The sequence below is a fragment of the Streptomyces sp. NPDC048297 genome (assembly GCF_043201585.1).
Lineage (GTDB): Bacteria > Actinomycetota > Actinomycetes > Streptomycetales > Streptomycetaceae > Streptomyces.
In genome coordinates this window covers 115,334-140,735 of the sequence record NZ_JBICZA010000020.1, presented here as the reverse complement: position 1 = coordinate 140,735, position 25,402 = coordinate 115,334, and the positions used below count along the sequence as shown (strand labels likewise).

The window sequence follows — 25,402 nt, the reverse complement described above, 5'->3', positions numbered from 1 at the left end:
CCGGCCTCACCAGCCACCCATGAACCGAACTCTCTTACGCAGCAAGGAAGCCATGAGCCAGCAGAACCCTGCAGCCCCGGCCACCGACTCCGCGCTCGCCACCGTCGCCCAGCGTCGTGACTGGTGGCGGGACGCGGTGATCTACCAGGTCTACCCGCGCAGTTTCGCCGACAGCAACGGCGACGGCATGGGCGACCTGGAGGGCGTACGCTCCAGACTGCCGTACCTGCGCGACCTCGGTGCGGACGCGGTCTGGCTCAGCCCCTTCTACGCCTCGCCGCAGGCGGACGCCGGCTACGACGTCGCCGACTACCGTGCCGTCGACCCGATGTTCGGCAACCTGCTCGACGCCGACGCGCTGATCCGCGACGCGCACGAGCTGGGCCTGCGCATCATCGTGGACCTGGTCCCCAACCACTCCTCCGACCAGCACGAGTGGTTCAAGCGCGCCCTCGCCGAGGGCCCGGGATCCCCGCTGCGCGAGCGCTACCACTTCCGGCCCGGCAAGGGGAAGAACGGCGAACTCCCGCCCAACGACTGGGAGTCCATCTTCGGCGGCCCGGCCTGGACCCGGGTGACCGAGCCCGACGGCACCCCCGGAGAGTGGTACCTGCACCTCTTCGCGCCCGAGCAGCCCGACTTCAACTGGGACCACCCGGCCGTCGGCGACGAGTTCCGCTCGATCCTGCGCTTCTGGCTGGACATGGGCGTCGACGGCTTCCGCATCGACGTGGCCCACGGGCTGGTCAAGGCCGAGGGGCTGCCGGACCTGGGCGCGCACGACCAGCTCAAGCTGCTGGGCAACGACGTCATGCCGTTCTTCGACCAGGACGGCGTGCACGCCATCTACCGGCAGTGGCGGACGGTCCTGGACGAGTACGCGGGAAACAAGCAGGGGCCCGAAGGGCCTTCCTCAGAAGGGCGGTGGTGGGAGACGGGTGGGCGGATCTTCGTCGCGGAGGCGTGGACGCCGACCGTCGAGCGCACCGCCAACTACGTCCGCCCCGACGAGCTGCACCAGGCCTTCAACTTCCAGTATCTGAGCACCAGTTGGGACGCGGAGGAGCTGCGCACGGTCATCGACCGGACGCTGGAGGCGATGCGGCCCGTCGGTGCCCCCGCCACCTGGGTGCTGTCCAACCACGACGTCACCCGGCACGCCACCCGCTTCGCCAACCCGCCCGGCCTCGGCACCCAGATCCGCACGGCAGGCGACCGTGAACTGGGCCTCGCCCGCGCCCGCGCCGCCACCTTGCTGATGCTCGCGCTGCCCGGCTCGGCGTACATCTACCAGGGCGAGGAGCTGGGCCTGCCGGACGTCGTGGACCTGCCCGACGAGGTGCGCCAGGACCCGGCGTACTTCCGCGGCGCGGGCCAGGACGGCTTCCGTGACGGCTGCCGGGTGCCGATCCCGTGGACGCGGACCGGTTCGTCGTACGGCTTCGGGGACGGGGGCAGCTGGCTGCCGCAGCCGGAGAGCTGGGGCGAGCTGAGCGTCCAGGCGCAGACGGGCGTGCCCGGATCGACGCTGGAGCTGTACCGGGCCGCGCTCGCCGCCCGCCGGGAGCAGCCCTCGCTCGGCGCGGGCGACGCGGTGGAGTGGCTGCCCGCCCCCCAGGGCGTACTGGCCTTCAGGCGCGGGGAGTTCGTGTGTGTCGCGAACACCACGGGCGCGCCGGTGACCACTCCCGTCCACGGGCGCCTGCTGCTCAGCAGCCGTGAGGTCACCGAGACGGGCGGCGAGGCGGAGATCCCGGCGGACACCACGGTGTGGTGGACCACGGCCTGACCCGACCCGACCCGACCCGGCCTCACCTAACCTGATCTGACCGGACCCGGCCCGGCCCGGCCCGGCCCCGGAAAGTTCTTGCATCAACTTGGTTCGGCCCGCTGCCTTTTCAGGCGGCGGGCCTTTACCATCTGCGTCACCGCAAGGTCGCTGAAAAGTTTCAGCAAGTGCCTTCAACGAAGAAGGAACCCCCACATGGCGCGCAGAACCCTCCCCACGGCCCTCGCCCTCGCAGCCGCCTTTTCGATTGGCGTGTACCCGACCGCCGCTGCCCAGGCCTCCCCGCCCGGCACCAAGGACGTCACCGCCGTCCTCTTCGAGTGGAGCTACGCCTCCGTCGCCCGCGAGTGCACCTCCACCCTCGGCCCCGCCGGCTACGGCTACGTCCAGGTCTCCCCACCCGCCGAGCACATACAGGGCTCCCAGTGGTGGACCTCGTACCAGCCCGTCAGCTACAAGATCGCCGGTCGGCTCGGCGACCGCACCGCCTTCCAGAACATGGTGAACACCTGCCACGCGGCCGGCGTGAAGGTCGTCGCCGACACGGTCGTCAACCACATGTCGGCGGGCTCGGGCACCGGCACCGGCGGATCCTCCTACACCAAGTACAGCTACCCCGGCCTGTACTCCTCCGCCGACTTCGACGACTGCACCTCCCAGGTCACCGACTACCAGGACCGCTGGAACGTCCAGCACTGCGAACTGGTGGGCCTCGCCGACCTCGACACGGGGGAGGAGCACGTACGGCAGACCATCGCGAACTACATGAACGACCTGCTCTCCCTCGGCGTCGACGGCTTCCGCATCGACGCGGCCAAGCACATCGACACGGCCGACCTCGCCACCATCAAGTCCCGCCTGACCAACCCGAACGCCTACTGGAAGCAGGAGGTCATCTACGGCGCCGGCGAGGCGGTCCAGCCCACCGAGTACACCGCCAACGGCGACGTCCAGGAGTTCCGCTACGCCTACGACCTCAAGCGCGTCTTCACCTCCGAGAAGCTCGCCTACCTGAACAACTTCGGCGAGGCCTGGGGCTATCTGCCCAGCTCGGGCGCCGGCGTCTTCGTCGACAACCACGACACCGAGCGCAACGGCAGCACTCTCAACTACAAGAGCGGCGCGAACTACACCCTGGCCAACGTCTTCATGCTGGCCTGGCCCTACGGCGCCCCCGACATCAACTCCGGCTACGAATGGTCCGACGCGGAGGCCGGACCGCCCAACGGGGGCACGGTCAACGCCTGCTGGCAGGACGGCTGGAAGTGCCAGCACGCCTGGCCGGAGATCAGGTCCATGGTCGCCTTCCGCAACGCCACCCGCGGCCAGGCGGTCACCAACTGGTGGGACGACGGCGACAACCTCATCACCTTCGGCCGCGGCACCAAGGGCTACGTCGTCATCAACCACGAGAGCACCGCGGCCGACCGCTCGTACCAGACCTCCCTGCCCGCGGGCACCTACTGCGACGTACAGGCCAACCGGACCGTGACGGTCAACAGCACCGGCTGGTTCACGGCCTCCGTCGCCCCGAACGCCGCACTCGCCCTCTACGCGGGCAAGTCCAGCTGCTGACACCCGGGCACGGCCTGTGCCGCCGCTCCCTCAGCGGCACAGGCCGTCGGCTGTAGTTGGTGCTGAAACTTCTTGCCATCGCTTTCACGACTCTTGCTGTAAGGCTTTCGTCGGCGATACGGTCGCGCGGGGTCGGACCCAAGAGAGCCGCATTCGCTAGGAGTTATCGCCTGTGCCCGTGATACCGAGAGCGAGACGGGCCGCGGCCTTCACCGCCGTAGCCCTCGCCGCAGCCCTGCTCCAGCCGCTCGCGGCACACGCCGCGCCCAGCCCGCCCCCGCCACCGTCGGACGCCGCGCTGGCCGCCCAGCCCGCCCGGCACGACGACACCCGGGAGCAGTTCTACTTCGTCATGCCGGACCGCTTCGCCAACGGGGACACGGCCAACGACCGGGGCGGGCTCACCGGTTCCCGGCTCAGCACCGGATACGACCCCACCGACAAGGGCTTCTACCAGGGCGGTGACCTCAAGGGCCTCGCCCAGCGGCTCGACTACATCAAGGGCCTCGGCACCACCGCCATCTGGATGGCCCCGATCTTCAAGAACCGGCCGGTGCAGGGCACGGGCAGTGGGGGCACCTCCCAGGCTATTGGCTCTGGGGGAGCCTCGGCCGGCTACCACGGTTACTGGATCACCGACTTCACCCAGGTCGACCCGCACTTCGGCACCAACGCCGACCTCAAGGCCCTCATCTCCAAGGCGCACGCCAAGGGCATGAAGGTCTTCTTCGACGTCATCACCAACCACACCGCCGACGTCGTCGACTACAAGGAGAAGGCGTACGACTACCTGTCGAAGGGCGCCTTCCCGTACCTGACGAAGGACGGACGCCCCTTCGACGACTCCGATTACGCGGACGGCAGCAGGGCGTTCCCGGCCGTGGACGCCGCCTCCTTCCCGCGCACCCCGCAGGTCACCCAGCAGTCCAAGGTCCCGGCCTGGCTCAACGACCCGACGATGTACCACAACCGGGGCGACTCGACGTTCGCCGGCGAGTCCGCGGAGTACGGCGACTTCTCCGGCCTCGACGACCTGTGGACCGAGCGCCCCGAGGTCGTCCGGGGCATGGAGAAGATCTACGAGCGGTGGGTGAAGGACTTCGCCGTCGACGGCTTCCGGATCGACACCGTCAAGCACGTCGACATGGACTTCTGGACCCAGTGGGCCACCGCGCTCGACACGTACGCGGCCGCGCGGGGGCGCAAGAACTTCTTCATGTTCGGCGAGGTGTACTCCGCCGACACCTCCCCGTACGTCACCCAGGGCCGCCTCGACGCCACCCTCGACTTCCCCTTCCAGGACGCGGCCCGCTCCTACGCCTCCCAGGGCGGCAGCGCGAAGAAGCTCGCCGGCGTCTTCGGTGACGACTACAAGTACACGTCCGGCAAGGCCAACGCGTACGAGCAGGTCACCTTCCTCGGCAACCACGACATGGGCCGCATCGGGTCCTTCCTGAAGCAGGACGACCCGAAGGCCACCGACGCCGAGATCCTGAAGAAGGACCGGCTCGCCAACGAGCTGATGTTCCTCAGCCGCGGCAACCCCGTCGTCTACTACGGCGACGAGCAGGGCTTCACCGGCTCCGGCGGCGACAAGGACGCCCGCCAGACCATGTTCGCCTCCAAGGTCGCCGACTACCTGGACGACGACGAGATCGGCACCGACCGCACCCACGCGAGCGACGCCTACGACACGAGCGCCCCGCTCTACCGGGACATCGCCGCGCTCGCGGGGCTCCGCAAGGCCAACCCGGCCCTGACGGACGGCGTCCAGACCGAGCGGTACGCGGCCGACGGCGCCGGTGTCTACGCGTTCACCCGGACGGACGCGACGACGGGCGCCGAGTACGTCGTCGCCCTCAACAACGCCGGCGGCGAGCGGACCGCGACCTTCGCCACCGGCTCGCCGGACATGGCGTACCAGGGGATCTACGGCACCGACGGCACGCTGAGGACCGACGCCGGCCGCAGGCTCACCGTCACCGTCCCGGCCGGCACCACCGTCGTCTACCGGGCCACCGGCACCCTCGCCCCGCCCGCCACCCGGCCGGCGATCACCCTGAAGGCCCCGGCCACGGGAGCCACGGGCACCGTCGAGATCGGCGCCGACGTCGACGGCGGCCAGCTCGACCGCGTCGTCTTCGCCGCCCAGGTCGGAGACGGCCCCTGGAAGACCCTCGGCTCCGCCGACCACGCCCCCTACAAGGTCACCCAGGCCATCGGCAAGGCCGTACCCGCCGGGACCGCCCTGCGCTACAAGGCCGTCGTGATCGACTCGGCCGGGCGCACCGCGAGCGCCACAGCGGACAGCACCACCGGCACCCCGCCCGCGCCCGAGGTCCCCACGGCCTCCTCCCGGGACTACGCGATCGTCCACTACCAGCGCACCGACGGCGACTACGACAACTGGGGCCTGTACGCCTGGGGCGACCTCGCCGACGGCGAGGCCGAGCGTCCCGGCGAAGGACCAGGGCACCTACCTGGCCTTCACCGACCGCGGCAGCGACGGCTCGAAGCACCTGCGTGACCTGGCGAAGGCGGGCACCTCGTACGTGCACCTGCTGCCGGCCTTCGACATCGCCACCATCCCCGAGAAGAAGGCCGACCAGCAGAGCACCGACTGCGACCTGGCCGCCTACCCGGCCGACTCCGGCCGGCAGCAGGAGTGCGTGGCGAAGACCGCCGCGAAGGACGCCTACAACTGGGGCTACGACCCGTACCACTACACGGTTCCCGAGGGCTCGTACGCCACCGACCCCGACGGCACCGCCCGCACCGTCCAGTTCCGCAGGATGGTCCAGGCGCTCAACCAGGACGGTCTCAGGGTCGTCGTGGACGTCGTCTACAACCACACCGCGGCCGGCGGCCAGGCGGACACGCCCGTCCTCGACAAGGTCGTACCCGGCTACTACCAGCGGCTCCTCGCCGACGGCAGCGTGGCCAACAGCACCTGCTGCGCCAACACCGCGCCCGAGAACGCCATGATGGGCAAGCTCGTCGTGGACTCGATCGTCACCTGGGCCAGGGAGTACAAGGTCGACGGGTTCCGCTTCGACCTCATGGGCCACCACCCGAAGGCCAACATCCTGGCCGTGCGCAAGGCCCTCGACGCGCTCACCGTCGCCAAGGACGGCGTCGACGGCAAGAAGATCATCCTGTACGGCGAGGGCTGGAACTTCGGGGAGGTCGCCGACGACGCCCGGTTCGTGCAGGCCACGCAGAAGAACATGGCCGGCACCGGCATCGCCACCTTCTCCGACCGCGCCCGTGACGCGGTGCGCGGCGGCGGCCCCTTCGACTCGGACCCGGGAGTCCAGGGCTTCGCGTCGGGCCTGTACACCGACCCCAACGGATCGGCCGCGAACGGCACTTTGGCCGAGCAGAAGGCCCGGCTGCTGCACTACCAGGACCTGATCAAGGTCGGTCTGAGCGGCAACCTCGCGGCGTACCGGTTCACGGACACCGACGGCAAGGACGTCACCGGAGCGGAGGTCGACTACAACGGCGCCCCCGCCGGCTACGCGGACGCCCCCGGCGACGCCCTCGCCTACGTGGACGCGCACGACAACGAGTCGCTGTTCGACGCCCTGGCCTACAAGCTGCCGAAGGACACCTCCGCGTCCGACCGGGCCCGGATGCAGGTCCTGGCGATGGCCACGGCCGCCCTCTCGCAGGGCCCGGCCCTCTCCCAGGCGGGCACCGACCTGCTGCGCTCGAAGTCCCTGGACCGCAACTCCTTCGACAGCGGGGACTGGTTCAACGCCATCCACTGGAACTGCGCGGACGGCAACGGCTTCGGGCGCGGGCTGCCGCCGGCCGCGGACAACCAGTCCAAGTGGGAGTACGCGAAGCCCCTGCTCGACACGGTCAAGGTGGGCTGCCCGCAGATCAGCGGGACCACGGCCGCCTACCAGGACCTGCTGAGGATCCGTACGACGGACGGCGCCTTCTCCCTCGGCACCGCCGCGCAGGTGCAGGACCGGCTGTCCTTCCCGCTGTCCGGCAAGGACGAGACGCCGGGTGTCATCACCATGAGGCTCGGTGACCTCGTCGTCGTCTTCAACGCCACCCCGCAGGCGCAGGAGCAGCGGATCGGCGCCCTCGCCGGGACGCCGTACGCGCTGCATCCGGTGCAGGCGGCCGGGGCGGACGAGGTGGTGAAGACCTCCTCCTACGCGGCCGGCTCGGGCACGTTCACCGTGCCGGCGCGGACCGTGGCGGTGTTCACCCGGTCGGCGCCCACGCGGTAGCGGGCCCTCAGGGCGCCAGTGTCATCAGCCGGCCGACGAGCTCCGCGAAGGTGCCGTCGGCCGGCTCGTCCTTGAGGATGTCGCGCAGGATCGCGGCCATCTCCGCGTCGTAGGCGGCGCTGACGGCGGCCAGGGCGGCGAAGTCGTGCACGAGCTGCAGCTCCAGCTCGGCGCGCGGGATGCGCCGGCCGTCCAGCCAGATCAGCGCCGTCGACTCGGCGAGCGAGATCCACGAGCGGATGACCAGCTCAAGGCGCGGGGGCGCGGCGGTGAGGCCCAGGTGCGCGAGGATCTGCTCGTACGCGGCCTGCCGCACGGAGTCGATCAGCGCGTTGGTCGCCGAGGAGCCCACCGCCGGGCCGCCGCGCATCAGCGCGGAGAAGCCGGGCCCGTGTTCGTCCACGAAGTCGAAGAAGCGGACCATCACGCGCAGCAGCCGGGCCCCCAGCGGGCCGTCGTGCGGTTCCGCGAACCGGGCCGCCAGATCCTGCGAGGCACGCTTCAACGCGGCCTCGTACAGGCTGAGTTTGCCGGGGAAGTAGTGGTAGACCAGCGGGCGCGAGATCCCCGCGGCCGACGCTATCTCGTCGATGGAGACCTCGTCGGGCGAACGTCGGCTGAACAGGTCGAGGGCGACGCCGATCAGCTGCTGCCGCCGCTCCTCGACGCCCATCCTGCGGCGAACCCCGGTACTCATACGAACACCTTACCGAGCGGAACCGACCACCAACCGGTCGGTTCCGCCCAGGCGTTCACCACTGCGCGTCACATGTCCAGCACGAGACGCTCACTTCGGGCCCGGGAGACACAGATCAGCATCGAGTCGCCACGCTCCGCGTCCGTCAGCAACTCGTCCCGGTGATCCACCTCACCCTCCAGCACCCGCTGCTGGCAGGTGCCGCAGAACCCCTGCTCGCAGGAGTAGGCGGTGTCCGGCAGCTCGCGGCGCACGGCGGCCAGCACGGTGGAGTCGGCCGCGACCGTCAACGTCCGCCCGCTGCGCCTGAGTTCGACCTCGAACTCCGTGTTGCCGTCGGCCGACGTGCGCGGCGCGAACCGCTCCAGGTGCAGCGTGGCCCCCTCGGGCAGCCGCGCCTCGACCGCGGCCATCAGCCCCTCGGGGCCGCAGCAGTACACGGCCGTCCCCGCCGGCAGGTCCGCGAACAGGGCGTCCAGGTCCGGCCGCCCGTCCTCGTCCTCGGCGACGACGGTCAGCCGGCCCTCGGCGAGCTTGCCGACCTCCTCCAGGAACGGCATCGAGGCCCGGTTCCGGCCGCCGTACAGCAGCTTCCAGTCCGCGCCCTGCGGCAGGGACCGCAGCATCGGCAGGATCGGCGTGATGCCGATGCCGCCCGCGACGAACACGTACGAGGGCGCCCAGACGAGCGGGAAGCGGTTGCGCGGCCCGCGCACTTCCAACTCCATGCCCTCGGTGAGCTGCCCGTGCACCTCGCGCGAGCCGCCCCGCCCGTCCTCCACCAGCCGCGCGGCGACCGTGTACGACGAGCTGTCCTCCGGGTCCCCGCACAGCGAGTACTGGCGCACAAGACCCGACGGCAGCACCAGGTCCAGGTGCGCGCCCGGCCCCCAGGACGGCAGCCCGCCGCCCTCAAGGCGCAGCTGTACGACCCCGTCGGCGACCTTCTCGTGGGCGGTGAGCAGCAGCCGCAGCGCCCGGGAGCGGGGCCGGCCGGAGACCGGCGGGTCCAGCGTGGGCAGCGGCCACAGCGGGGATCCCTGGATGCGGCGGCGCAGGGCCCGCCGGGTCAGCAGGGCGGCACCCGCGACGAGCGCGACGGTACGCGGCTTCGGCATTTACGGCACCGCCTTCTCCGCGGCGACGGCGGCGGGGGAGGAGGCCAGGTAGGCGACCGCCTGGGCGGTGGAGCCCTCCTGGGAGGGGTGGTAGGCGTGGCTCAGATAGCGCGGGATCGACCTGACCATGGCGCCGGTCGTGGGCAGCGTGCCCCGGCGACCGCTTCGGTAGAACTCCGTGAAGGAGGCCTTGCCGTCCACCAGGGACGGGTCGTTCTCCATGAAGAAGCGGGTCCCGCGCTGCCACAGGAACACCAGTGCCGGGAAGGCCAGCGCCCAGGTGCGCACCCGGCGCCGGTAGCTGCCGTCGACGTGCGTGAACAGGTCGAAGGCGACGGAGCGGTGCTCGACCTCCTCCGCGCCGTGCCAGCGCAGCAGGTCCAGCATGGTCGGGTCGGCGCCGCGCCGGTCCAGCTCGCCGGCGTTCAGCACCCAGTCGCCGAGGAAGGCGGTGTAGTGCTCGATGGCCGCGATCAGCGCGATCCGCTCCAGCAGCCACCAGCGGCGCGCCCTGCCCGGCGGCAGCGTGCGGTCGCCGAGCAGCTTCTCGAAGAACCAGTCGACCTGCGCGGTGTACGGCGTCGGGTCGAGGCCCTGCTCGCGCAGGTGCGGGAGCACCTCGTCGTGGGCCTGGGAGTGCATCGCCTCCTGCCCGATGAAGCCGACCACGTCCTCGCGGAGCTTCTCGTCCCGGATGAGCGGCAGCGCCTGTTTGTACACATGGACGAACCAGCGCTCGCCGGCGGGCAGCAGCAGATGCAGCACGTTGATCGTGTGCGTGGTGAACGGATCGCCGGGCACCCAGTGCAGCGGCGTGTCCTCCCACGAGAAGGACACGTTGCGGGCCTTGAGCGGGATGCGCTCGGACTCCACCGGCCGGGCCTTCGTATTAGACATGGCGTCAATGTACTGACGGGTATGCCGTCTGAGAAGCCCTGCGGACGAGCTTGTTTACATTTCTGTCACCAGGAGGTCGGCCGCGGCGCACCCGCCCTGTCCACCGGTGCCCCGCACGATGCTCCGCAGCCCGCTACCGCAGCCCACTGATCGACGCCCCGTCCGTCAGCGTCCCCTTCAGATCGGCCTGCGCCCCCTGCTTCGCGGGAGCCGCCAGCAGCGGCCCCTGCCCGGACACGGTCACCCCGCCCGTCGTCCGGACCGACGCCGTGTCCGGGCCGCCCGCGGCCAGCAGGTACCAGCTCCCGGACCGGGACTTCCACAGCACCCCGGCCAGCACCTGCGGATCGCGCGCACCGCACGCCGTCACGTCCGTCCCCTTCGCCACCACGGCCCCCACCGCACCGCCCGGCGTACGGAACTGCGCCAGCGCGGCCGTGCCGTCACCGCGCCAGGTCTCGGCCCGCGTGCACACCCACTCCCCGCTGCCGCTCGCGTCCGGCAGCGGCTGCTGCGCGTACGCCCACGCGTTCACGCTGCGCACCCCGGCCGAGCGTTCCGCGGCCAGCGAGCAGGCGTACGGCGCCCAGGCCCGCAGCCCCTCCGTACCGGACGCCTCACCGGCCGAGCCCGGCCGCCCGGCGGTGAGATGCGCGGGCACCAACTCGCCGAGGTCCGTGGCGAGCCCCGTGCCGTCGGTTCCGGTCAGCTGGAGCACGTCCCACGAGTCGCAGCCGCCGGCCCGCAGCACCGGGCTGGCCATCGGCGCGGTGACACCGCCGGTGAGGGCGAGCCCGGTCGGGGCCGCGTCCGGCTTCATCAGGTCCCGCTCCGCGGCCTTCTTCACCCAGGGCGCGGTCAGATAGCGCACGTTGCCGTCCGAGCGGCCGAGCACCAGGGCGCTCGCCTCGGCGCCGCTCGCCCCGTCGACCCGGGCGAAGTCGAGGGCCGCGCCCTCGGTGGCGTCCGTCGGCTCGGCGTAGCGGACGATGCGCAGGCCGTCGTGGAGGATCACCACGCGCGCGTTGTCCACCTCGCCCGCGTACAGCAGCTGGGGCGGGCCCGGGGGGCCTCCGGCCTGGGTGCCGGGGGTCGCCGAGACCCGGACCGTCGCGCCCGGACGGGCCCAGACGGCGAGGGCACGGCGCAGCAGGGCCTTGTCGCCGGTGAGCGGGCCGCGCGCCGGCCACACGGAGAAGTCGGTGCGGGCCGAGGACTTCCAGGCGGTGGGGGCGACGCGGGTCAGCCTGCCGGGGTCGAGGGCCGCCTCGGCGGCCGGGTTCTCCGCGTAGGCCGGGGCGGCGGCGCCGTCCGGGCCCCAGCCGCCGCCCGGCATGGCGACCAGCGCACCGCACACCGCGAGCGCGGCGGCTGCGGCGAGCGCCGCCTTGATGTGCTGGCGGCGCCGCATCAGGTCGGTCGGCCGGGCCTGGAGCGAGCACGCGTCGAACTCCGGGGAGGCCAGCAGGGTGTACTGCTCGGGCACGCTGTTCGCCTCGGCCAGCGCGGACTCGGGGCGGGTGACCCCGGCGGCCTTGAGGACCTCCCGCACATCGGGGTCGGTCAGCCCCTCCAGACCGCGCAGCACGTACGCGGCGCGGGCCGCGCCGGACAGCTCCGACAGCCTTTGTTCCAGGGCGAGTTCGTCCGCGCCGCCCGAGCGCGGGAACAGCCGCAGGCCCCACACCTGCGGCAGCGGCGCCGGCAGGTGCGAGCGTCCGGGCAGCAGCCCCTTGCGCGGTCCGGCCGCCTCCAGGGCCGTGCGCAGGACCCGCAGCCGTACGAGCCCGTACCCGGGACCGCCGTCCCGGCCGCAGAACTGGGCCGGGATCGGCGAGGGCTGCTTGCGGCCCCGGGGAAGCGCGCGCTGGACCAGGGCATGTGCGGTCAGCACCCGGCGCCCGCGGCCCAGGCCCGGCGGCAGCACCAGGTAGGCGAGCCGGACGAGCCGGGGGTAGTGCTCGACGAGCGCGGCCTCGGCCTGCTCGACGTCGACGACCGGGCCGGCGGACCCGTCGGGGGAGGCTGCTGCGTGGCGCTGGGCTACATCCTGTGACTGCACATCGGGGAAAACGAGCGAGCCGTTGATCGGTCACCGCCAAGCGGGTGGCTCACGTCCGCGGACCGGCCAGTGCCCGCGCGTAGTTGGCCATCGAGCGCTGGTAGCGCGGCAGATGAGGAGCCAGGGCGCCGAGGACGAGGGACAGCCCCTCGCGGTCGCGGCCCAGACTGGACAGGCACAGGGCGAGACAGGCCCGTACCGCGTCGTCCAACTCGTCGGACGGGGATTCGAGTTCGGGGGTGAGCAGCTCGACTCCCTCGGCCGCCCGGCCGGTGTTGCGCAGCGAACTGGACAGCTGGATCTTCGCCCGCCGACCCTTGTACCCGCTCGCCCCGCTCAGGCCGCGCGCCAGCGCCTCCCGGTACAGCGGGACCGCCTTGTCCGAGTGTCCCGTGGAGTCCCAGGCGCAGGCCTGCTCGAACGGGCCCAGCGGGCTGCCCTCCGGCAGCTCGGCGACCAGCTTCCCGATCACGTCGCGGAACTCGCCCGCCCGCTCCTCGGGGTACTCGTCGAAGGTGGCCCATGCGGCATCCACACGCTCGTCCCAGTCTCGGTTCACCGGCACACCTTCGCACACGCGTCCCCGCACCGGCACCGGATTTGAGCACACCGCGCCCCGCAGCCGTATGCGACAGGACTGCGGCATGCTGGCCCCCACCACAGCGGAGGAACGGATGAGGCTCACAAGGGCGTTGCACCTCGGCGCGACGGCACCTGCCGCGGCACTCGCGGCGGCACTGACGCTGGCGGGCTGCGCGGCGGGCGGTGACACGAAGGCGGTGCCGCCCACCGCCACGGGCAGCCTGGAGAGCCTGGCCGCCGAGGTGAAGTGCACGCCCGACATGCAGACCGACGCCGACGAGATCCGCCAGGCGCTGTGCCGCAACGGCGACGGCAGGTTCGTCCTCGCCACCTTCGCCACCGACCGCGGCCAGCGCGAGTGGATCAACGACGCGAAGGACTACGGCGGTTACTACCTCGTCGGCCGCAAGTGGGTCGCCGTCGGCGACGACGGTGTCGTCGAGGCGCTGCGCTCCACGCTCGGCGGCGACATCGAGATCGGCACGAACCACCACGCCCACAGCGGCTGAGGCGTACGGGAAGCGGGCGGTGGGAGACCCCACCGCCCGCTTACTCGCCGGAGTGCCGGAGTGCGACTACGCGCGCGCCGGAGTGCCGGAGTGCGACTACGCGCAGCGCCGGCCGGAGTTGACGCAGCCGGCGATCTTGCTCGCCAGGCCTCCGGTGGTGACGCTGATGAAGTCGTCGTGGTCGGTGGCCGGCTTGTGCAGCTGCTCCGGGAACCCGTCCACCGCGTAGGCGTTCTTCAGCTGGCCGTTCTCCAGCGACGGCGGGGTGATGTCGTACACCAGACGCATCGTGAGCTGTGGGATCGCCTTGAAGCCGGCGGGGCAGTTGCCGTCCGCGTCGGCGAAGGCCACGTGCGTGCGGTGGTTGGCGCTGTCGATGTTCTGCCCGTCCCAGCAGCTCTGGAAGGCGAACGTGCGCACCATCCGGCTGCCCTGCGGGCAGATCGGGTACTGCTCGGTCAGCTGGACCTTGTCCTCGAAGCCGGTGCAGCTCCAGTGCGCGTTGGCGTTGGCCAGGCCGTTGGTGGTCGTCTTGGCGTCACCGGTGATGATCCGCAGGAACTGCGGCATCGCGACGACCTTGCTCTTCGGGCTGCCCACGTACTTGATCTGCGCCTGCGCCGGGGTCAGGATCCTGCCGACGTTGCCTTCCTTGCCGCCGCCGTCCTTGTCCTGGTCGAAGTCCTGCGAGCCGTCCTGCACGCGGACCACCGGCCAGTAGTACGACGACAGATCGTCGCGGTTCTGGCAACTGGTGCCGCCCCGCAGGAACGTGTCGTTGCTCGCGAACGCGTCGACCTTCTGGTTGCCGACGTAGTCGTGCAGGTGGTGCGCGCCGTTGGTCACGCCGGGCGCCACGATCACGTTGTCGGTGTTGTGGTTCTTGTTGGCGTTCACGCCGCAGCGGGTGGTGAAGGTGCCGGTCGACGCGCTGCGGTTCCTGGCTGGCTTGGGCGGGACGTTCGGCTGCACCGTGGTGATGTCGACGAAGTCGGCCGCGACCGGGCCGTTGCCGCCCTGGCCCCCGGTGTTCTGTCCGCCACCGGGCTGCTGCCCGTCACCTGGCCGGCCCGTCTGCTGGCCGCCGCTCTGCTGCTGCCCGTCGGTGCTGCCCGGGTCCGGCTGGGCCGAGCCGGTCTGGCCGCCGGCGCCGGTGCCGGTCTGGGCGCCGGTGCCGGTGCCGGTGCCGGTCTGGTCGGCGGGGCTGCCGGTGCAGGCGGCGAGGGTGTCCAGGTCGCCCGGGTCGGTGCCGCCGACGCGGGAGATCTCCAGCCTGATCCGGTCCAGGATCACCTTCCGCTGGTCCTGGAGCGGGCGCAGGATGGAGTTCTGCACGAAACTCGCGTCCTGGGCCTGTGCGTCCCGCGTGGTCGCCAGCCGCTGGTAGGCGTCGGTGATCTGCCGGTCGAGATTGGCCAGTTCCCCGTCGACCTCGGTACGGGCCTGCCCCGGCACGTCGGTCAGCTGCTGGCCGACGTCCGGGCAGGAGATCGTCGCGACCTGCGCCGAAGCGGACTTGATCCGGTCGCCTCCCCAGGGCCCGCTGTTCGACTCGTGCGCCGAGGCGTAGAAGTTCGCCCAGATCAGCCCGCCCCCACCGAGCGCGAGGGCCGCCGACGCGGCGATGACCTTGGTGGCCAGCGGCGTACGGCGCTTTCGTGTGTTGCGTCCCATGGAACTCCTCCGACGTCCTGCGGGGCGGCATCGAGGCACCCGCCAGGGGGTGAAGCGGCGCCCATCCATACGTACGCCGCCCCACCGGTGTTCAGCGGTCCCACGGATCGATCGGCGGCCCACGTCGGCTCGGAGGCCTCAAATGGCCCCTGAGCAGCAGGAGTTGACATGGGAAAGAGATGAGAACGACATGAGGAGGATGCGGAGCGGACCGCTCACCGGTCGCGGTCGAGGTACGCCAGCACCGCCAGCACACGGCGGTTGTCGTCGTCCGAGACCTCCAGGCCCAGTTTGGCGAAGATGTTGGAGGTGTGCTTGGCGACGGCCCGTTCCGTCACCACCAGCTGCCCGGCGATCGCCACGTTCGACCGGCCCTGCGCCATCAGCTCCAGCACCTCCAGCTCGCGCGGGGTGAGGCGGCCGAGCGGCCGGTCGGCGGCGGCCCTGCGGGACAGCAACTGCTGGATGACCTGCGGGTCCATCGCCGTACCGCCCGCCGCGACCCGTCGTACGGCGTCCACGAACTGCTCGGCGTCGAACACCCGGTCCTTGAGCAGATAGCCGACCCCGCCGGTGCCGTCGGCCAGCAGCTCGCGCGCGTACAACTGCTCGACGTGCTGGGACAGGACCAGCACCGGCAGTCCGGGCCGGTCCCGGCGGGCCCGGAGCGCGCACTGCAGGCCCTCGTCGGTGTGCGTGGGCGGCAGCCGTACGTCGACCACCGCGACGTCGGGTGCCGACTCGGCCAGCGCGCGGGCCAGTTCGGGGCCCGACTCGACGGCAGCGGCGATCTCGAAGCCGTAGGCCTCCAGCATCCGCACCAGCCCGTCGCGCAGCAGGAAGAGGTCTTCGGCTAGGACAACGCGCACGGGATCTCCATGGTCACCAGCGTGGGACCGCCCGCGGGGCTGCTGACGGCCAGGACGCCGTCGAATGTACCCAGTCGCCGTTCGATCCCCGCGAGCCCCGAACCCGCGCCGACCGCTGCGCCGCCCCTGCCGTTGTCGGTGACCGTGATCCGCAGCATGCCGTCCGTGTGGTGCACGTCCGCCCATATCCGGTCGGCACCGGAGTGCTTGACGGCGTTGGTGAGCACCTCGCTGACCGCGAAGTAGGCGGCCGACTCGACCGGCGCGTCCGCACGGCCGGGCAGCTCCACGGACACCTCCGTGGTCAGCGGCAGCCGCAGCGCCAACGCCCTTACGGCGTCGCCGAGTCCGCGCTCGGCCAGCACCGGCGGATGGATGCCCCGGACCAGGTCGCGCAGTTCCTCCAGAGCCTCGACGGAGTTCCGGCGGGCCTGCGAGAGCAGCCTCTTCGCCTGCGCCGGGTCCTTGTCGAGCAGCATCTCGATCGTGCCGAGGTCCATGCCCATCGCGACCAGCCGGGCCTGCGCCCCGTCGTGCAGATCGCGTTCGATGCGGCGCAGCTCGGCGGCCGAGGTGTCCACCGCGTCCTGCCGGGTCTCGGTCAACACCCGCACACGCGCGGCGAGTTCGCCCTGCCCAGTGGTGAGGACGGCGCGGGTGAGGTCGAAGTGCGCCTTCAGCAGGCGCGGGGTGTAGCGGTACGCGGCGACCAGCAGGACGGCGGCGGTGGCGGCGGCGCCGAGCGCGGTGGGCCCGTCGCTGACCGGCACGAAGCCGTACCAGTACGTATCGCCGCCGTCGGCGAGCACCCGCCACAGCCCGGCCGCCACCGCGAACCCCTCGAAGGGGTAGAAGAGGAGGACGGCCGGGAGCAGCGCCGTGAGGAAGCCGGCCGTCATGTCGGCCGGCAGCCACAGCACGTCCCGCCTGACCTGCGGGTCGCGCAGCAGGGCGAAGGTGCGCGTCCACGGGTTGGCGCCGGCGGGGACGGGCCGGTAGGCCGACGGGATGCGCACCCCGCACCACTCGGCGGCCAGTTCCCGGCGCTTGTCCGCGAGGGCGCGCACCCCGGTCAGGACCACCGGAGTCGTGACGAGGCCGACGCCGACCGGGAGGAGCGCGACGGAGACGAGGGTCAGGACGAGGAACAGCACCGAGAGAGGCAGCACGGCCACCGCCAGCGCCAGTCCCCGTACGCCGGCCCGCACGACCTCCCGGGCCCGCACGCGCACGACCTCCCGGGCCCCCACGACCTCCCGGGCCCGCGCCCGGACCCCGCCGTTCTTCGTGTCGGTGTTCATACGGCCAGTCTTGCCGACCCGAAGCCCCGGGTCACGGGGCGAAGCCCCACGTCAGGGGGTGGTGCCAGGTACACCCCCGGCCGGCAGCAGCTTCGCCTCCACCTCCGGGTCCAGGCCGAGCGGCGGGCGGTCCGGGCGCTGGGGCGCGGTGCCGCCGATCGACCGGAGCCAGGCCCAGGTGTCGGCCACCGTCTCGGTCACCGGGCGGCAGCGCAGGCCCGCCCCGACGGCCCGCGAGACGTCCGCGCCGTGCAGCGCGTCGTGCATGTCGGTCCCCGGCGGCACCCACACGGGCAGCTGGGTCCACGGCTGGACGCCCGCGTCGAGCACGGTGTCCGGGTCGGTCCAGCGCAGCTCGGCGTCCGCGCCCGTCGAGGTCACGCACGCGTCGAGGAACCCGCCCATCGTGGTGTGCCCCTGCGGGCTGATCAGGGTGTACGGCCCGCTCAGCCCGGCGCCGGCCGCGTCCAGGATCCACTCGGCGAGGTCGCGGACGTCGATGTACTGCAGGGGCATGTCCCGCGGGCCGGGCGCCAGTACCGGTCCGCCCCGGGCGATGCGGGACAGCCACCAGGGCAGCCGCCCGACGTTCTCGTATGGCCCGAGGATCAGCCCCGCCCGCACGAGCAGCGAGCGGTCCGCGCCGAAGGACTCCAGCGCGGCCAGTTCGCCGCCCCGCTTGTCCCGCGCGTAGTCGGTCTGCTCGGCACCGGCCTCGGCGCCCTCGGCCAGGGCGGCGTCCTCGGTGTAACCGGCGGGCGGGGCCCACGCGTACACCGAGCAGCTCGACACGTACACGTACCGCCCGGCGCGGTCCCGCAGCAGCCGCGCCGCGTCCCGCACCGCGCGCGGAGCCCGCGACCATGTGTCGACGACGACGTCCCACTCGCCCTCGGCGCCCTCGGCCAGGGCGGCGAGCCCGTCGGGCGCGGTGCGGTCGCCGCGCAACGCCCGTGCCCCCGGCGGGGGTTCGTGCCGTCCCCGGTTGAGGACGGTGACGTCCCAGTCGCGGGCGAGCGCCGCCTCGACGACGGCCCGTCCCGCGAACTCCGTACCACCCAGCACAAGAAGTCTCATGCGGGTGACTGTGCCCTCCGGGCCCGCGGAACGGAACGGCGTTCTGCTGTCGGCAGACGATCAACGCCCGGTCGGCGGAGTGTACTTGTAGCCGACCCTGCGCACGGTCTGGATCGTCTGGCGGTGCCGCGCGCCCAGTTTGCGGCGCAGCCGGGCGACGTGGACGTCGACGGTACGGCCGTCGCCGACGTGGCCGTACCCCCACACCGTGGTGACCAGCTGGTCTCTGGTGTGCACCCGGTGCGGATGCGCCACCAGGTGCGCGAGCAGTTCGAACTCCAGGTAGGTGAGGTCGAGTTCACGGCCGTCGACGCTGGCGGCGCGCTGTACGGGGTCGATGCGGACGAGGGGGGTGGCGGTGTCACCGGTGGCGCCGGGCCGGTCGGCGGGGACGGCGTGCGGCCCGTCGGCCGGAAGGGGGTGCGGCCCGTCGGCCGGGATGAGGACGAGGTAACCGACCATCGGCGGCTGGCCCGGCAGTGTCGGCAGGGTGTGCTGGGGCGCGGGCAGCCAGGTGGCGCCCGGCGGCAGGAACCGCGCCACGTCGATCACCTCGTCGCGGCCGACGGCGCGCAACCGGTGCCGGGCAGGAGAGGCGGCGGGGGAGGGGGCGAGGGCGGGGGAAGGGGTGGGGGACAGAGAACGAGTGGTCGCCATGAGAGGTCAGCTCTTTCGCGCGGAGTGTCGTCAGGGGACGTACGTCGTGCGCGCTGGCCGAAGGCCGGGGTGTACGGCTTCAGAGGGCCGGCGCGTTCGTCGCGCGGCAACACACCCGGTCGAAGTCGTGGTGCTGACGGGAGGGCCAGAAGGGCTCCAGGTCATGGCGACCCGTCGCTGCGTACTTCCGGAAGCTGGCCATGCACCCATTCAAGCAGACACGGCGGCGGCGCAGGAGCCCTCATCCACTGCTCGGACACTCCCGCGTTCCACTGTTCGGACACCCCGGACATGCCGAAGGCCGGACATCCCCGGGACATGCCGAAGGGGCGCCCACCTTCACGGTGAACGCCCCGAGCGGTACGGGAGGTGCGGGGGATCAGACCTGGCCGGCCTTCTCCAGCGCGGTGCAGCAGGTGTCGACCATCAGACGGGTCACCAGGTACGGGTCGACGTTGGCGTTCGGGCGGCGGTCCTCGATGTAACCCTTGCCCTCACGCTCGACCTGCCACGGGATGCGCACGGAGGCGCCGCGGTCGGAGACGCCGTAGGAGTACTCGTCCCACGGGGCGGTCTCGTGCAGGCCGGTCAGGCGCTCGTCGATGCCGGCGCCGTAGTTCTTGACGTGGTCGAGCGGCTTGGAGCCCTCGCCGAGCGACTCGCAGGCGGTGATGATCGCCTCGTAGCCCTCGCGCATCGCCTTGGTGGAGAAGTTGGTGTGCGCGCCCGCGCCGTTCCAGTCGCCCTTGACCGGCTTGGGGTCGAGGGTCGCGGAGACGCCGAAGTCCTCGGCGGTGCGGTAGAGCAGCCAGCGGGCCACCCACAGCTGGTCGGAGACCTCCAGCGGGGCGAGCGGGCCGACCTGGAACTCCCACTGGCCCGGCATGACCTCGGCGTTGATACCGGAGATGCCCAGACCGGCCTTCAGGCAGTTGTCGAGGTGGGCCTCGACGACGTCGCGGCCGAAGATCTCGTCGGCGCCGACACCGCAGTAGTAGCCGCCCTGCGGGGCCGGGAAGCCGTTCTCGGGGAAGCCCAGCGGACGGCTGCCGTCGAAGAAGGTGTACTCCTGCTCGATGCCGAAGATCGGCTCCTGCGCGGCGAACCGCTCGGCGACCTCGGCCAGCGCGGCACGCGTGTTGGACCGGTGCGGGGTCATGTCCGTGCCCAGGACCTCGCAGAGCACGAGGATGTCGTCGCCGCCGCGGATCGGGTCCGGGCAGGTGAAGACCGGCTTGAGCACGAGGTCCGAGGAGTGGCCCTCGGCCTGGTTGGTGGAGGAGCCGTCGAAGCCCCAGAGCGGAAGCGCGTCGAGACCGGCCGGTGCACCCGTGATGATCTTCGTCTTGGAGCGAAGCTTGGCCGTCGGCTGGGTTCCGTCGATCCAGATGTACTCGGCCTTGAAGGTCACGGGGTCCACTTCCTTAGGGGTGTGGGTCGGGCGCACTCGGTTCGGGTGCCGCGGGCTCGGTGCGCCGCGTCGATCTGCCCGTCACATTGGCAACGCGCGATTTCCCGTCCGTTGCCCTTATGTGAACCCCGTGTTACCTGGCGTTTCTGTGGCGCGTCTCACGTGACGGGGGGCTCGGCGCCCGGAACGGCGGGAATCTGCGCGGCGGCCGCCTCGCGCACCCCCTCCAGAAAGTCCCGGATCGTAGACCGCTGCCTGTCGTCGTAGCCGCGCAGCAACTCCACCGAGCGCTCGATCAGCGGACCGAAGAAGGCGAAGCCCAGCTCGACCGCCCGCTCCTCGACCTCGATCACGACCCGGCGCCGGTCCCGCTCCGCGCGCACCCGCCGCACATGACCCGCCCGTTCGAGGCGGTCGACGAGCGCCGTCGTGCCCGCCGAGTTGAGACCGAGTGCGGTCCCGAGCCGCCCCGCGGTCGTCTCCTCGCCGGCCCGCCGGGCGTCCATGAGCGCGATCAGGGCGCGGACGTCGGTGGGGTGCATGCCGTGACGGTGCGCGAACCGGGCGCTGTGCAGGCCGAGTTCGACGGTCGTGGCACGAAGGAGATGGACGATCTCCATCTCGGGTCCGGGCTGCTGCACAAGAGGCCTCCATAGTTATCATCTCGCTGAGCGAATATCTCGCCGAACGAGATAATAGGGGGTGTCGCGGCCATGGCCGGATATGACGGTGACCGCTTCAGGGACGCGTACGACACGGTGCTGGCGAAATGGCCCGCTGACCGTGAAGCGCTGACCGTCCCCACGCCCTTCGGCGAGACCCGCGTCAACGCCTGCGGCCCGCGCGAGGCGCCCCCACTGCTCCTGCTGCCGGGCGGCGGCGGAGCGACCTCCGTGTCCTGGTACGCGCAGGCGGCGGACCTCGCCCGCGTCCGCCGCGTCTACGCCCCCGACCTGATCGGCGCCCCCGGCCTGAGCACCCCGGCCACCGGTCGCCACCCCCGTACGGTCGCCGATCTGGCCGCCTGGCTGGACGCCCTGCTGGACGGCCTGGGCGTCACCTCCGCCGACGTGGGCGGGCACTCGTACGGAGCCTGGACGGCCCTGCACCACGCCCTGCGCTCACCCGCCCGGGTGCGCCGCCTGTTCCTCCTGGACCCGACCCGGTGCTTCGCCGGGTACAAGGCGGCGTACCTGCTCCACGCCCTGCCGATGCTGCTGCGGCCCGCGCCCCACCGGGTCCGCGCCTTCCTGGAGTGGGAGACCGGGGCAGCCGTGGACCCGGACTGGCTCCGCCTCCAGGAGGAGGCCGCCGGATTCCCTGCGGTGAGGCCGGTGACGGGGCCCCGTCCGGCGCCGGACGCGCTGCGGGCGCTGGACGTGCCGGTCCTGCTGCTCGTGGCCGCGAACAGCAGGACCCATGACCCCGTCACGGTGGCGGTGCGGGCCGGTGCGCTGCTGCCGCGCGTGGAGAGCGCCGTCCTCGCGGACGTCTCGCACCACGCCCTGCCGCAGGCGGCACCGGACGACCTCACTCGCCGGCTCACCGATTTCCTGTCGGACGGCTGAGCCTCACCCCACCTTCTCGATCACCGCGCGGCGGATGAGGAACTTGCCGGGCTCCCGGACCTGTTCGAAGGCCGCGTTGTTGAGCAGCACGCAACTGCCGGAGACGGAAGCGACCTTCACCGTCGTGGACTTGCTGTTGTCCAGGTTGGTGACCTTCAGCGTCGTACCCGCCGGGAACTGGTTGCTGGACGCGGCCGGGGCGCCGCCCTCGCCGGAGAGCGTGACGGTGGAGCCGTTGCAGACCTGCCGTCCCGAGGCCGCGGCGCCACCGCCGTTCACCGCGCCGCCGGCCTGCGCACCCTGCTGGGCGCCGCCGGCCTGCCGGCCGCTCTGAGCGTTGCCGCCCTGCCCGTTGCCGTTGTTCTGCTGACCGCCGCCCGCCTGCCGGCCGCCCTGCGCCGCCTGGGAGCCCTGAGCCGACTCCCCAACGGTGCATCCGGCGGCCTTCTGCTGGACCTCGATCTGCTTGATGACCGCCTCGCGGTTGGCGATCCTGGCCGCCGACTGGGCGTCCGGGTTCGCCTTCTGGTCCGCGATGAACCTGTCGTTGTTGCCGTGGGCCGTGGCCAGCCCCTGGCAGACGGTCGAGTTCGCGGCGGACAGCGTCTTCGCGCTCTGCGCGGGCTGCGCGGCGTTCGAGGTCGACGCCAGCGCGAAGGCCCCGCCGCCCGCCACCGCCGCGGCGCCGACGAGCACCGCGAGCTTCTTCTTCGTGCTGAGAGTTCTCCTGCGCGACATGCGCGCCTCCTGAAGAGGTAGGGGAGCGTACGTCGCTAGGTACGGGAGGCCGGACGCGGTTACTCAGCGGTCACCGCAGTCGTGGAAGTAACCTGCGTCACACCGGAGTTGAGCCGCGTTCGGCTTTCTCCCGGCTCTCGCTCAGCCCTTCTTCCGGGTGAGTGCCTCCTGTACGGCCTCGTCGGTGCGGGCCACCAGGGCGGTGCCGTCGTCGGCCGTGATGATCGGGCGCTGGATGAGCTTGGGGTGCTCGGCCAGGGCCGTGATCCACCGGTCCCGCGCACTCGCGTCCCGCGCCCACTCCTTGAGCCCCAGCTCCTTGGCGGCCGTCTCCTGGGTCCGGGTGATGTCCCACGGCTCCAGGTCGAGCCGCTGGAGAACGGCCCTGATCTCCTCCTCGCTCGGCACGTCCTCCAGGTAGCGGCGGACGGTGTAGTCGGCGCCCTCGGCGTCGAGGAGCGTCAGGGCGCTGCGGCACTTGGAGCAGGCCGGATTGATCCAGATTTCCATGGCGCCCACGGTATCGGGTGGCCTTCCAAGGGTAGCTCTGTTCGAATTCGACGCCGCCTCACGCGCCCCTCCCGGAGCTGGTGTGACACGGCGACAACTTCCCTGCTCACCTGGGGATTTGATGGACCGTGCGGACTGCCTGGATGTCAGTGCCCGGCAGTAGACTGGTAGCAGTGTTCGAGGGAGTCGCCGGGATTCCGGTGACTGCCCTGACCGCGACAGGAGGATGCCTGTGCCCGCTGCCGCTCTGAAGACCAAGCCGTTGCCGACCCAGTCCACCGCCCAGCGTTCCGTCGTGCTCGACTCGCCCTACACACCGATGGCGAAGCGCCCGCTGCCGGCCGGGCGGCCACGCGACTGGTACGTCACGCACAACCGGCGCCTGAAGGCGATGCGCCTGGCCATAGCCCTGCTCGACTCCGGGGTCTACCTGGCCGACCAGGCCCGCAACGAGACGATCCGCAGCACGGCGGAGCGGATCGGGGTGCACCCGCCGTCCGACACGACCTGCCACATGGTGCGGGCGCTGATGCGCTACTCCCGGTGAGCCACGGCGCCGGGCGCCCCGCGTCGGTGCGGGACGCTCGGCGCTGTGCCGTCCCATGCGTTTTCGGCGCCCGGCACCATGCCGCCCCAGGGGGATCCGACGCCCGGCGCCATGCCGTCCCACGGGTTCGGCGTCGGGCGCCTTGCCACCTGATGGATTCGGCGCCCGGCACCATGCCGTCCCATGGGTTCGGCGCCCGGCGCTATGCCACCCCTCGGGTTCGGCGTCTGGCGCCATGCCGCCCCTCGGGTTCGGCGTCTGGCGCCATGCCGCCCCACGGGACCGGCGGCGCTACGCCGTCAGCGTTCGCTCCAGCGGTGTCCGGAACCGCGGGGTGACTCTCGTCGCCCCCACCCAGTCCCGCAGCCGCTCGGCCTCCGCCGCGACGGCCTCCTCGGCCTCCCGGCGGACGCCCGCCTCCGGGATGTGCCAGACGATCTCTCCGTCCGCGCGCTGGGCCCAGCCCCCGACGATCTCGCCGTTCCACCAGACCGCCGGGCCCAGGTTGCCGCTGCGGTCGTACAGGTGGGGGTGCAGGTCGGGGGAGAGGTACCAGTCGCGCTGCTGCCAGGCCATGGTGGTCGGGTCGATGACGGGCAGGAGTGCGGCCCAGGGGGCGGCGGGGGGTTCCACCGGCTCCGTGTCCTCGGCGGTGACGTAGGCCGTGCCCTCGTCGAGGGAGACCTCGCGCGCGCCGATCGCGGACAGGGCGCGGCGGACGTCCGTGACCCGCCAGCCCGTCCACCACTTCAGGTCCGCCTCCGTGGCCGGGCCGCAGGCGCGCAGCCAGTGCCGCAGCAGGTCCGCCTGGGCCTGAGCGGCGTCCAGTTCCGGGTGTGCGGGCGCCGGCGCCCAGCGGAACTGGCCGGAGGTCCAGGAACCGAGGGGGCGCCCGCGGACCACCTTGCCCTCGACGCCGAGGACGCGCAGCAGGCGGGAGGAGACCGTGTGGACGCCCTCGTAGCTCTTGCCGGCCGCGTACGCGAACTGCTCGCGCAGCCGAGGCTCGTCCCGCGTCAGCTCCGTCGCCGTCGCCTGGCCGCGCCGCTCCAGCGCGGCCAGCAGGGACGACTCGACCTCCGCCAGCCAGGCCGCGTCCGGGGCGCCGGCCTTGGCCATGTCCTTGAGGAGGGAGGCACGCTCGCGGGCGGCCACCGTGAGGCCCGTCGAGGCGTGGACGACCGCGGTCAGCTCCGTCGGGAACACGAACACGGTGTGGCGCATGCCGTGCATACGGACGAGCGTACGGTCCTCGTACAGCGCCCGCTCGGTCTCCGGCACCGCCTTGGCGGCGTCGGCGAGCCGCGCGCCCACCGCCAGGTACACCGTCGCCGGGTCCGAGCCGTGCAGGGCCACCAGGGACGCGGCGACCTCCTCGGGGGTCGCCGCCCGCGCGCCGGGCGCCAGGTGGTGCCGCAGGGCCAGCCGGGCCCGGCGCTCCGCCGTGCCGATGTGCCGCAGCCGTCCGTCACCCATGCCGGTCTCCCCGTCGTCCGTACACCTTGCTCGTCCGCACACACCGCGTTGTGCTCGTCCGTACACACCGCGCTGTCCGCCATGGTCGCGCACGC

General features: G+C 72.0%; 20 protein-coding genes and 1 pseudogene. 6 read left to right on the top strand and 15 right to left on the bottom strand.

Features of this window, described 5'->3' with window-relative positions:
• Positions 1–52: 52 nt before the first annotated feature.
• The 3 genes and pseudogenes from ACGFYV_RS22865 (at position 53) to pulA (ending at position 7,614) form a co-directional block, all read left to right on the top strand.
• The gene (locus ACGFYV_RS22865; protein WP_393880268.1) at positions 53–1,789 is read left to right on the top strand and encodes a glycoside hydrolase family 13 protein; all 1,737 of its coding nucleotides are present in this window, start codon (positions 53–55) and stop codon (positions 1,787–1,789) included.
• A gap of 195 nt (positions 1,790–1,984) precedes the next feature.
• Positions 1,985–3,364, top strand: coding sequence for an alpha-amylase family protein (locus tag ACGFYV_RS22860; RefSeq protein ID WP_393880267.1), 1,380 nt, complete (start codon positions 1,985–1,987; stop codon positions 3,362–3,364).
• A gap of 172 nt (positions 3,365–3,536) precedes the next feature.
• Positions 3,537–7,614: pseudogene (gene pulA, locus ACGFYV_RS22855) on the top strand (pullulanase-type alpha-1,6-glucosidase).
• Positions 7,615–7,621: 7 nt separating this feature from the next.
• On the opposite strand, the gene ACGFYV_RS22850 reads toward pulA, so the two are convergent.
• From ACGFYV_RS22850 to ACGFYV_RS22830, 5 genes are all read right to left on the bottom strand, one after another.
• Positions 7,622–8,311 carry a TetR/AcrR family transcriptional regulator gene (locus tag ACGFYV_RS22850; RefSeq protein ID WP_393880266.1) on the bottom strand — a complete coding sequence of 230 codons (690 nt, stop codon included), beginning with the start codon at positions 8,309–8,311 and terminating at the stop codon, positions 7,622–7,624.
• A 68-nt stretch (positions 8,312–8,379) separates the two neighbouring features.
• A complete protein-coding gene (locus ACGFYV_RS22845; RefSeq protein ID WP_393880265.1) occupies positions 8,380–9,429 on the bottom strand; it encodes a PDR/VanB family oxidoreductase in 1,050 nt (349 codons plus the stop codon).
• On the bottom strand, positions 9,430–10,326 hold the full coding sequence (locus tag ACGFYV_RS22840) for a metal-dependent hydrolase (RefSeq protein WP_393880264.1): 897 nt from the start codon (positions 10,324–10,326) through the stop codon (positions 9,430–9,432).
• Positions 10,327–10,459: 133 nt separating this feature from the next.
• Positions 10,460–12,388: a hypothetical protein gene (locus ACGFYV_RS22835; protein ID WP_393880263.1), complete on the bottom strand. Its 1,929-nt coding sequence runs from the start codon at positions 12,386–12,388 to the stop codon at positions 10,460–10,462.
• Between the two features lie 49 nt (positions 12,389–12,437).
• Positions 12,438–12,965, bottom strand: a complete 528-nt coding sequence (locus ACGFYV_RS22830; protein ID WP_393880262.1) for a tetratricopeptide repeat protein — start codon at positions 12,963–12,965, stop codon at positions 12,438–12,440.
• Between the two features lie 97 nt (positions 12,966–13,062).
• Between ACGFYV_RS22830 and ACGFYV_RS22825 the strand changes: the two genes are divergently transcribed.
• Positions 13,063–13,479 carry a hypothetical protein gene (locus tag ACGFYV_RS22825; RefSeq protein WP_393880261.1) on the top strand — a complete coding sequence of 139 codons (417 nt, stop codon included), beginning with the start codon at positions 13,063–13,065 and terminating at the stop codon, positions 13,477–13,479.
• A 96-nt stretch (positions 13,480–13,575) separates the two neighbouring features.
• On the opposite strand, the gene ACGFYV_RS22820 is transcribed toward ACGFYV_RS22825, so the two are convergent.
• The 7 genes from ACGFYV_RS22820 to ACGFYV_RS22790 form a co-directional block, all read right to left on the bottom strand.
• Positions 13,576–15,153 carry a DUF1996 domain-containing protein gene (locus ACGFYV_RS22820; protein WP_393880260.1) on the bottom strand — a complete coding sequence of 526 codons (1,578 nt, stop codon included), beginning with the start codon at positions 15,151–15,153 and terminating at the stop codon, positions 13,576–13,578.
• A 215-nt stretch (positions 15,154–15,368) separates the two neighbouring features.
• A complete protein-coding gene (locus tag ACGFYV_RS22815) occupies positions 15,369–16,022 on the bottom strand; it encodes a LuxR C-terminal-related transcriptional regulator (protein ID WP_393880259.1) in 654 nt (217 codons plus the stop codon).
• Entirely contained in the window at positions 16,007–17,323 is a 1,317-nt protein-coding gene (locus ACGFYV_RS22810) for a sensor histidine kinase (protein WP_393880258.1), read from the bottom strand. Before ACGFYV_RS22810 ends, ACGFYV_RS22815 begins: the two co-directional genes overlap by 16 nt.
• Positions 17,324–17,374: 51 nt before the next feature.
• Complete coding sequence (locus ACGFYV_RS22805; protein ID WP_393880257.1) at positions 17,375–18,400, bottom strand: NAD-dependent epimerase/dehydratase family protein; 1,026 nt, start codon at positions 18,398–18,400, stop codon at positions 17,375–17,377.
• Positions 18,401–18,460: 60 nt separating this feature from the next.
• Entirely contained in the window at positions 18,461–19,057 is a 597-nt protein-coding gene (locus ACGFYV_RS22800; protein WP_393880256.1) for a winged helix-turn-helix domain-containing protein, read from the bottom strand.
• A gap of 379 nt (positions 19,058–19,436) precedes the next feature.
• Positions 19,437–20,468, bottom strand: a complete 1,032-nt coding sequence (gene glnII, locus ACGFYV_RS22795) for a glutamine synthetase (protein WP_393880255.1) — start codon at positions 20,466–20,468, stop codon at positions 19,437–19,439.
• Positions 20,469–20,626: 158 nt separating this feature from the next.
• Positions 20,627–21,088: a MarR family transcriptional regulator gene (locus ACGFYV_RS22790; RefSeq protein WP_393880295.1), complete on the bottom strand. Its 462-nt coding sequence runs from the start codon at positions 21,086–21,088 to the stop codon at positions 20,627–20,629.
• A gap of 93 nt (positions 21,089–21,181) precedes the next feature.
• Here ACGFYV_RS22790 and ACGFYV_RS22785 point away from each other — a divergent pair, with 93 nt between their 5' ends.
• Positions 21,182–22,036: an alpha/beta fold hydrolase gene (locus ACGFYV_RS22785; protein WP_393880254.1), complete on the top strand. Its 855-nt coding sequence runs from the start codon at positions 21,182–21,184 to the stop codon at positions 22,034–22,036.
• Positions 22,037–22,039: 3 nt separating this feature from the next.
• Here the strand turns inward: ACGFYV_RS22785 and ACGFYV_RS22780 are convergent, their stop codons facing one another.
• Both ACGFYV_RS22780 and ACGFYV_RS22775 read right to left on the bottom strand, forming a co-directional pair.
• Entirely contained in the window at positions 22,040–22,774 is a 735-nt protein-coding gene (locus ACGFYV_RS22780) for a hypothetical protein (protein WP_393880253.1), read from the bottom strand.
• 141 nt (positions 22,775–22,915) lie between these two features.
• A complete protein-coding gene (locus ACGFYV_RS22775) occupies positions 22,916–23,284 on the bottom strand; it encodes an arsenate reductase family protein (RefSeq protein ID WP_393880252.1) in 369 nt (122 codons plus the stop codon).
• Positions 23,285–23,516: 232 nt separating this feature from the next.
• On the opposite strand from ACGFYV_RS22775, the gene ACGFYV_RS22770 reads away from it, so the two are divergent.
• On the top strand, positions 23,517–23,831 hold the full coding sequence (locus tag ACGFYV_RS22770; RefSeq protein ID WP_393880251.1) for a hypothetical protein: 315 nt from the start codon (positions 23,517–23,519) through the stop codon (positions 23,829–23,831).
• Between the two features lie 291 nt (positions 23,832–24,122).
• Here the strand turns inward: ACGFYV_RS22770 and ACGFYV_RS22765 are convergent, their stop codons facing one another.
• Entirely contained in the window at positions 24,123–25,307 is a 1,185-nt protein-coding gene (locus tag ACGFYV_RS22765; RefSeq protein WP_393880294.1) for a winged helix DNA-binding domain-containing protein, read from the bottom strand.
• Between the last annotated feature and the right edge of the window lie 95 nt (positions 25,308–25,402).

What these genes read in the sequence shown, in the direction of transcription:
- ACGFYV_RS22840 (WP_393880264.1), bottom strand. Translation starts at nt 10,326, where the DNA reads ATGTCTAATACGAAGGCCCGGCCGGTGGAGTCCGAGCGCATCCCGCTC.
- ACGFYV_RS22775 (WP_393880252.1), bottom strand. Translation starts at nt 23,284, where the DNA reads ATGGAAATCTGGATCAATCCGGCCTGCTCCAAGTGCCGCAGCGCCCTG.
- ACGFYV_RS22845 (WP_393880265.1), bottom strand. Translation starts at nt 9,429, where the DNA reads ATGCCGAAGCCGCGTACCGTCGCGCTCGTCGCGGGTGCCGCCCTGCTG.
- ACGFYV_RS22850 (WP_393880266.1), bottom strand. Translation starts at nt 8,311, where the DNA reads ATGAGTACCGGGGTTCGCCGCAGGATGGGCGTCGAGGAGCGGCGGCAG.
- ACGFYV_RS22825 (WP_393880261.1), top strand. Translation starts at nt 13,063, where the DNA reads ATGAGGCTCACAAGGGCGTTGCACCTCGGCGCGACGGCACCTGCCGCG.
- ACGFYV_RS22805 (WP_393880257.1), bottom strand. Translation starts at nt 18,400, where the DNA reads ATGAGACTTCTTGTGCTGGGTGGTACGGAGTTCGCGGGACGGGCCGTC.
- ACGFYV_RS22800 (WP_393880256.1), bottom strand. Translation starts at nt 19,057, where the DNA reads ATGGCGACCACTCGTTCTCTGTCCCCCACCCCTTCCCCCGCCCTCGCC.
- ACGFYV_RS22860 (WP_393880267.1), top strand. Translation starts at nt 1,985, where the DNA reads ATGGCGCGCAGAACCCTCCCCACGGCCCTCGCCCTCGCAGCCGCCTTT.
- ACGFYV_RS22865 (WP_393880268.1), top strand. Translation starts at nt 53, where the DNA reads ATGAGCCAGCAGAACCCTGCAGCCCCGGCCACCGACTCCGCGCTCGCC.
- ACGFYV_RS22780 (WP_393880253.1), bottom strand. Translation starts at nt 22,774, where the DNA reads ATGTCGCGCAGGAGAACTCTCAGCACGAAGAAGAAGCTCGCGGTGCTC.
- ACGFYV_RS22785 (WP_393880254.1), top strand. Translation starts at nt 21,182, where the DNA reads ATGGCCGGATATGACGGTGACCGCTTCAGGGACGCGTACGACACGGTG.
- ACGFYV_RS22820 (WP_393880260.1), bottom strand. Translation starts at nt 15,153, where the DNA reads ATGGGACGCAACACACGAAAGCGCCGTACGCCGCTGGCCACCAAGGTC.
- ACGFYV_RS22810 (WP_393880258.1), bottom strand. Translation starts at nt 17,323, where the DNA reads ATGAACACCGACACGAAGAACGGCGGGGTCCGGGCGCGGGCCCGGGAG.
- ACGFYV_RS22765 (WP_393880294.1), bottom strand. Translation starts at nt 25,307, where the DNA reads ATGGGTGACGGACGGCTGCGGCACATCGGCACGGCGGAGCGCCGGGCC.
- ACGFYV_RS22790 (WP_393880295.1), bottom strand. Translation starts at nt 21,088, where the DNA reads ATGGAGATCGTCCATCTCCTTCGTGCCACGACCGTCGAACTCGGCCTG.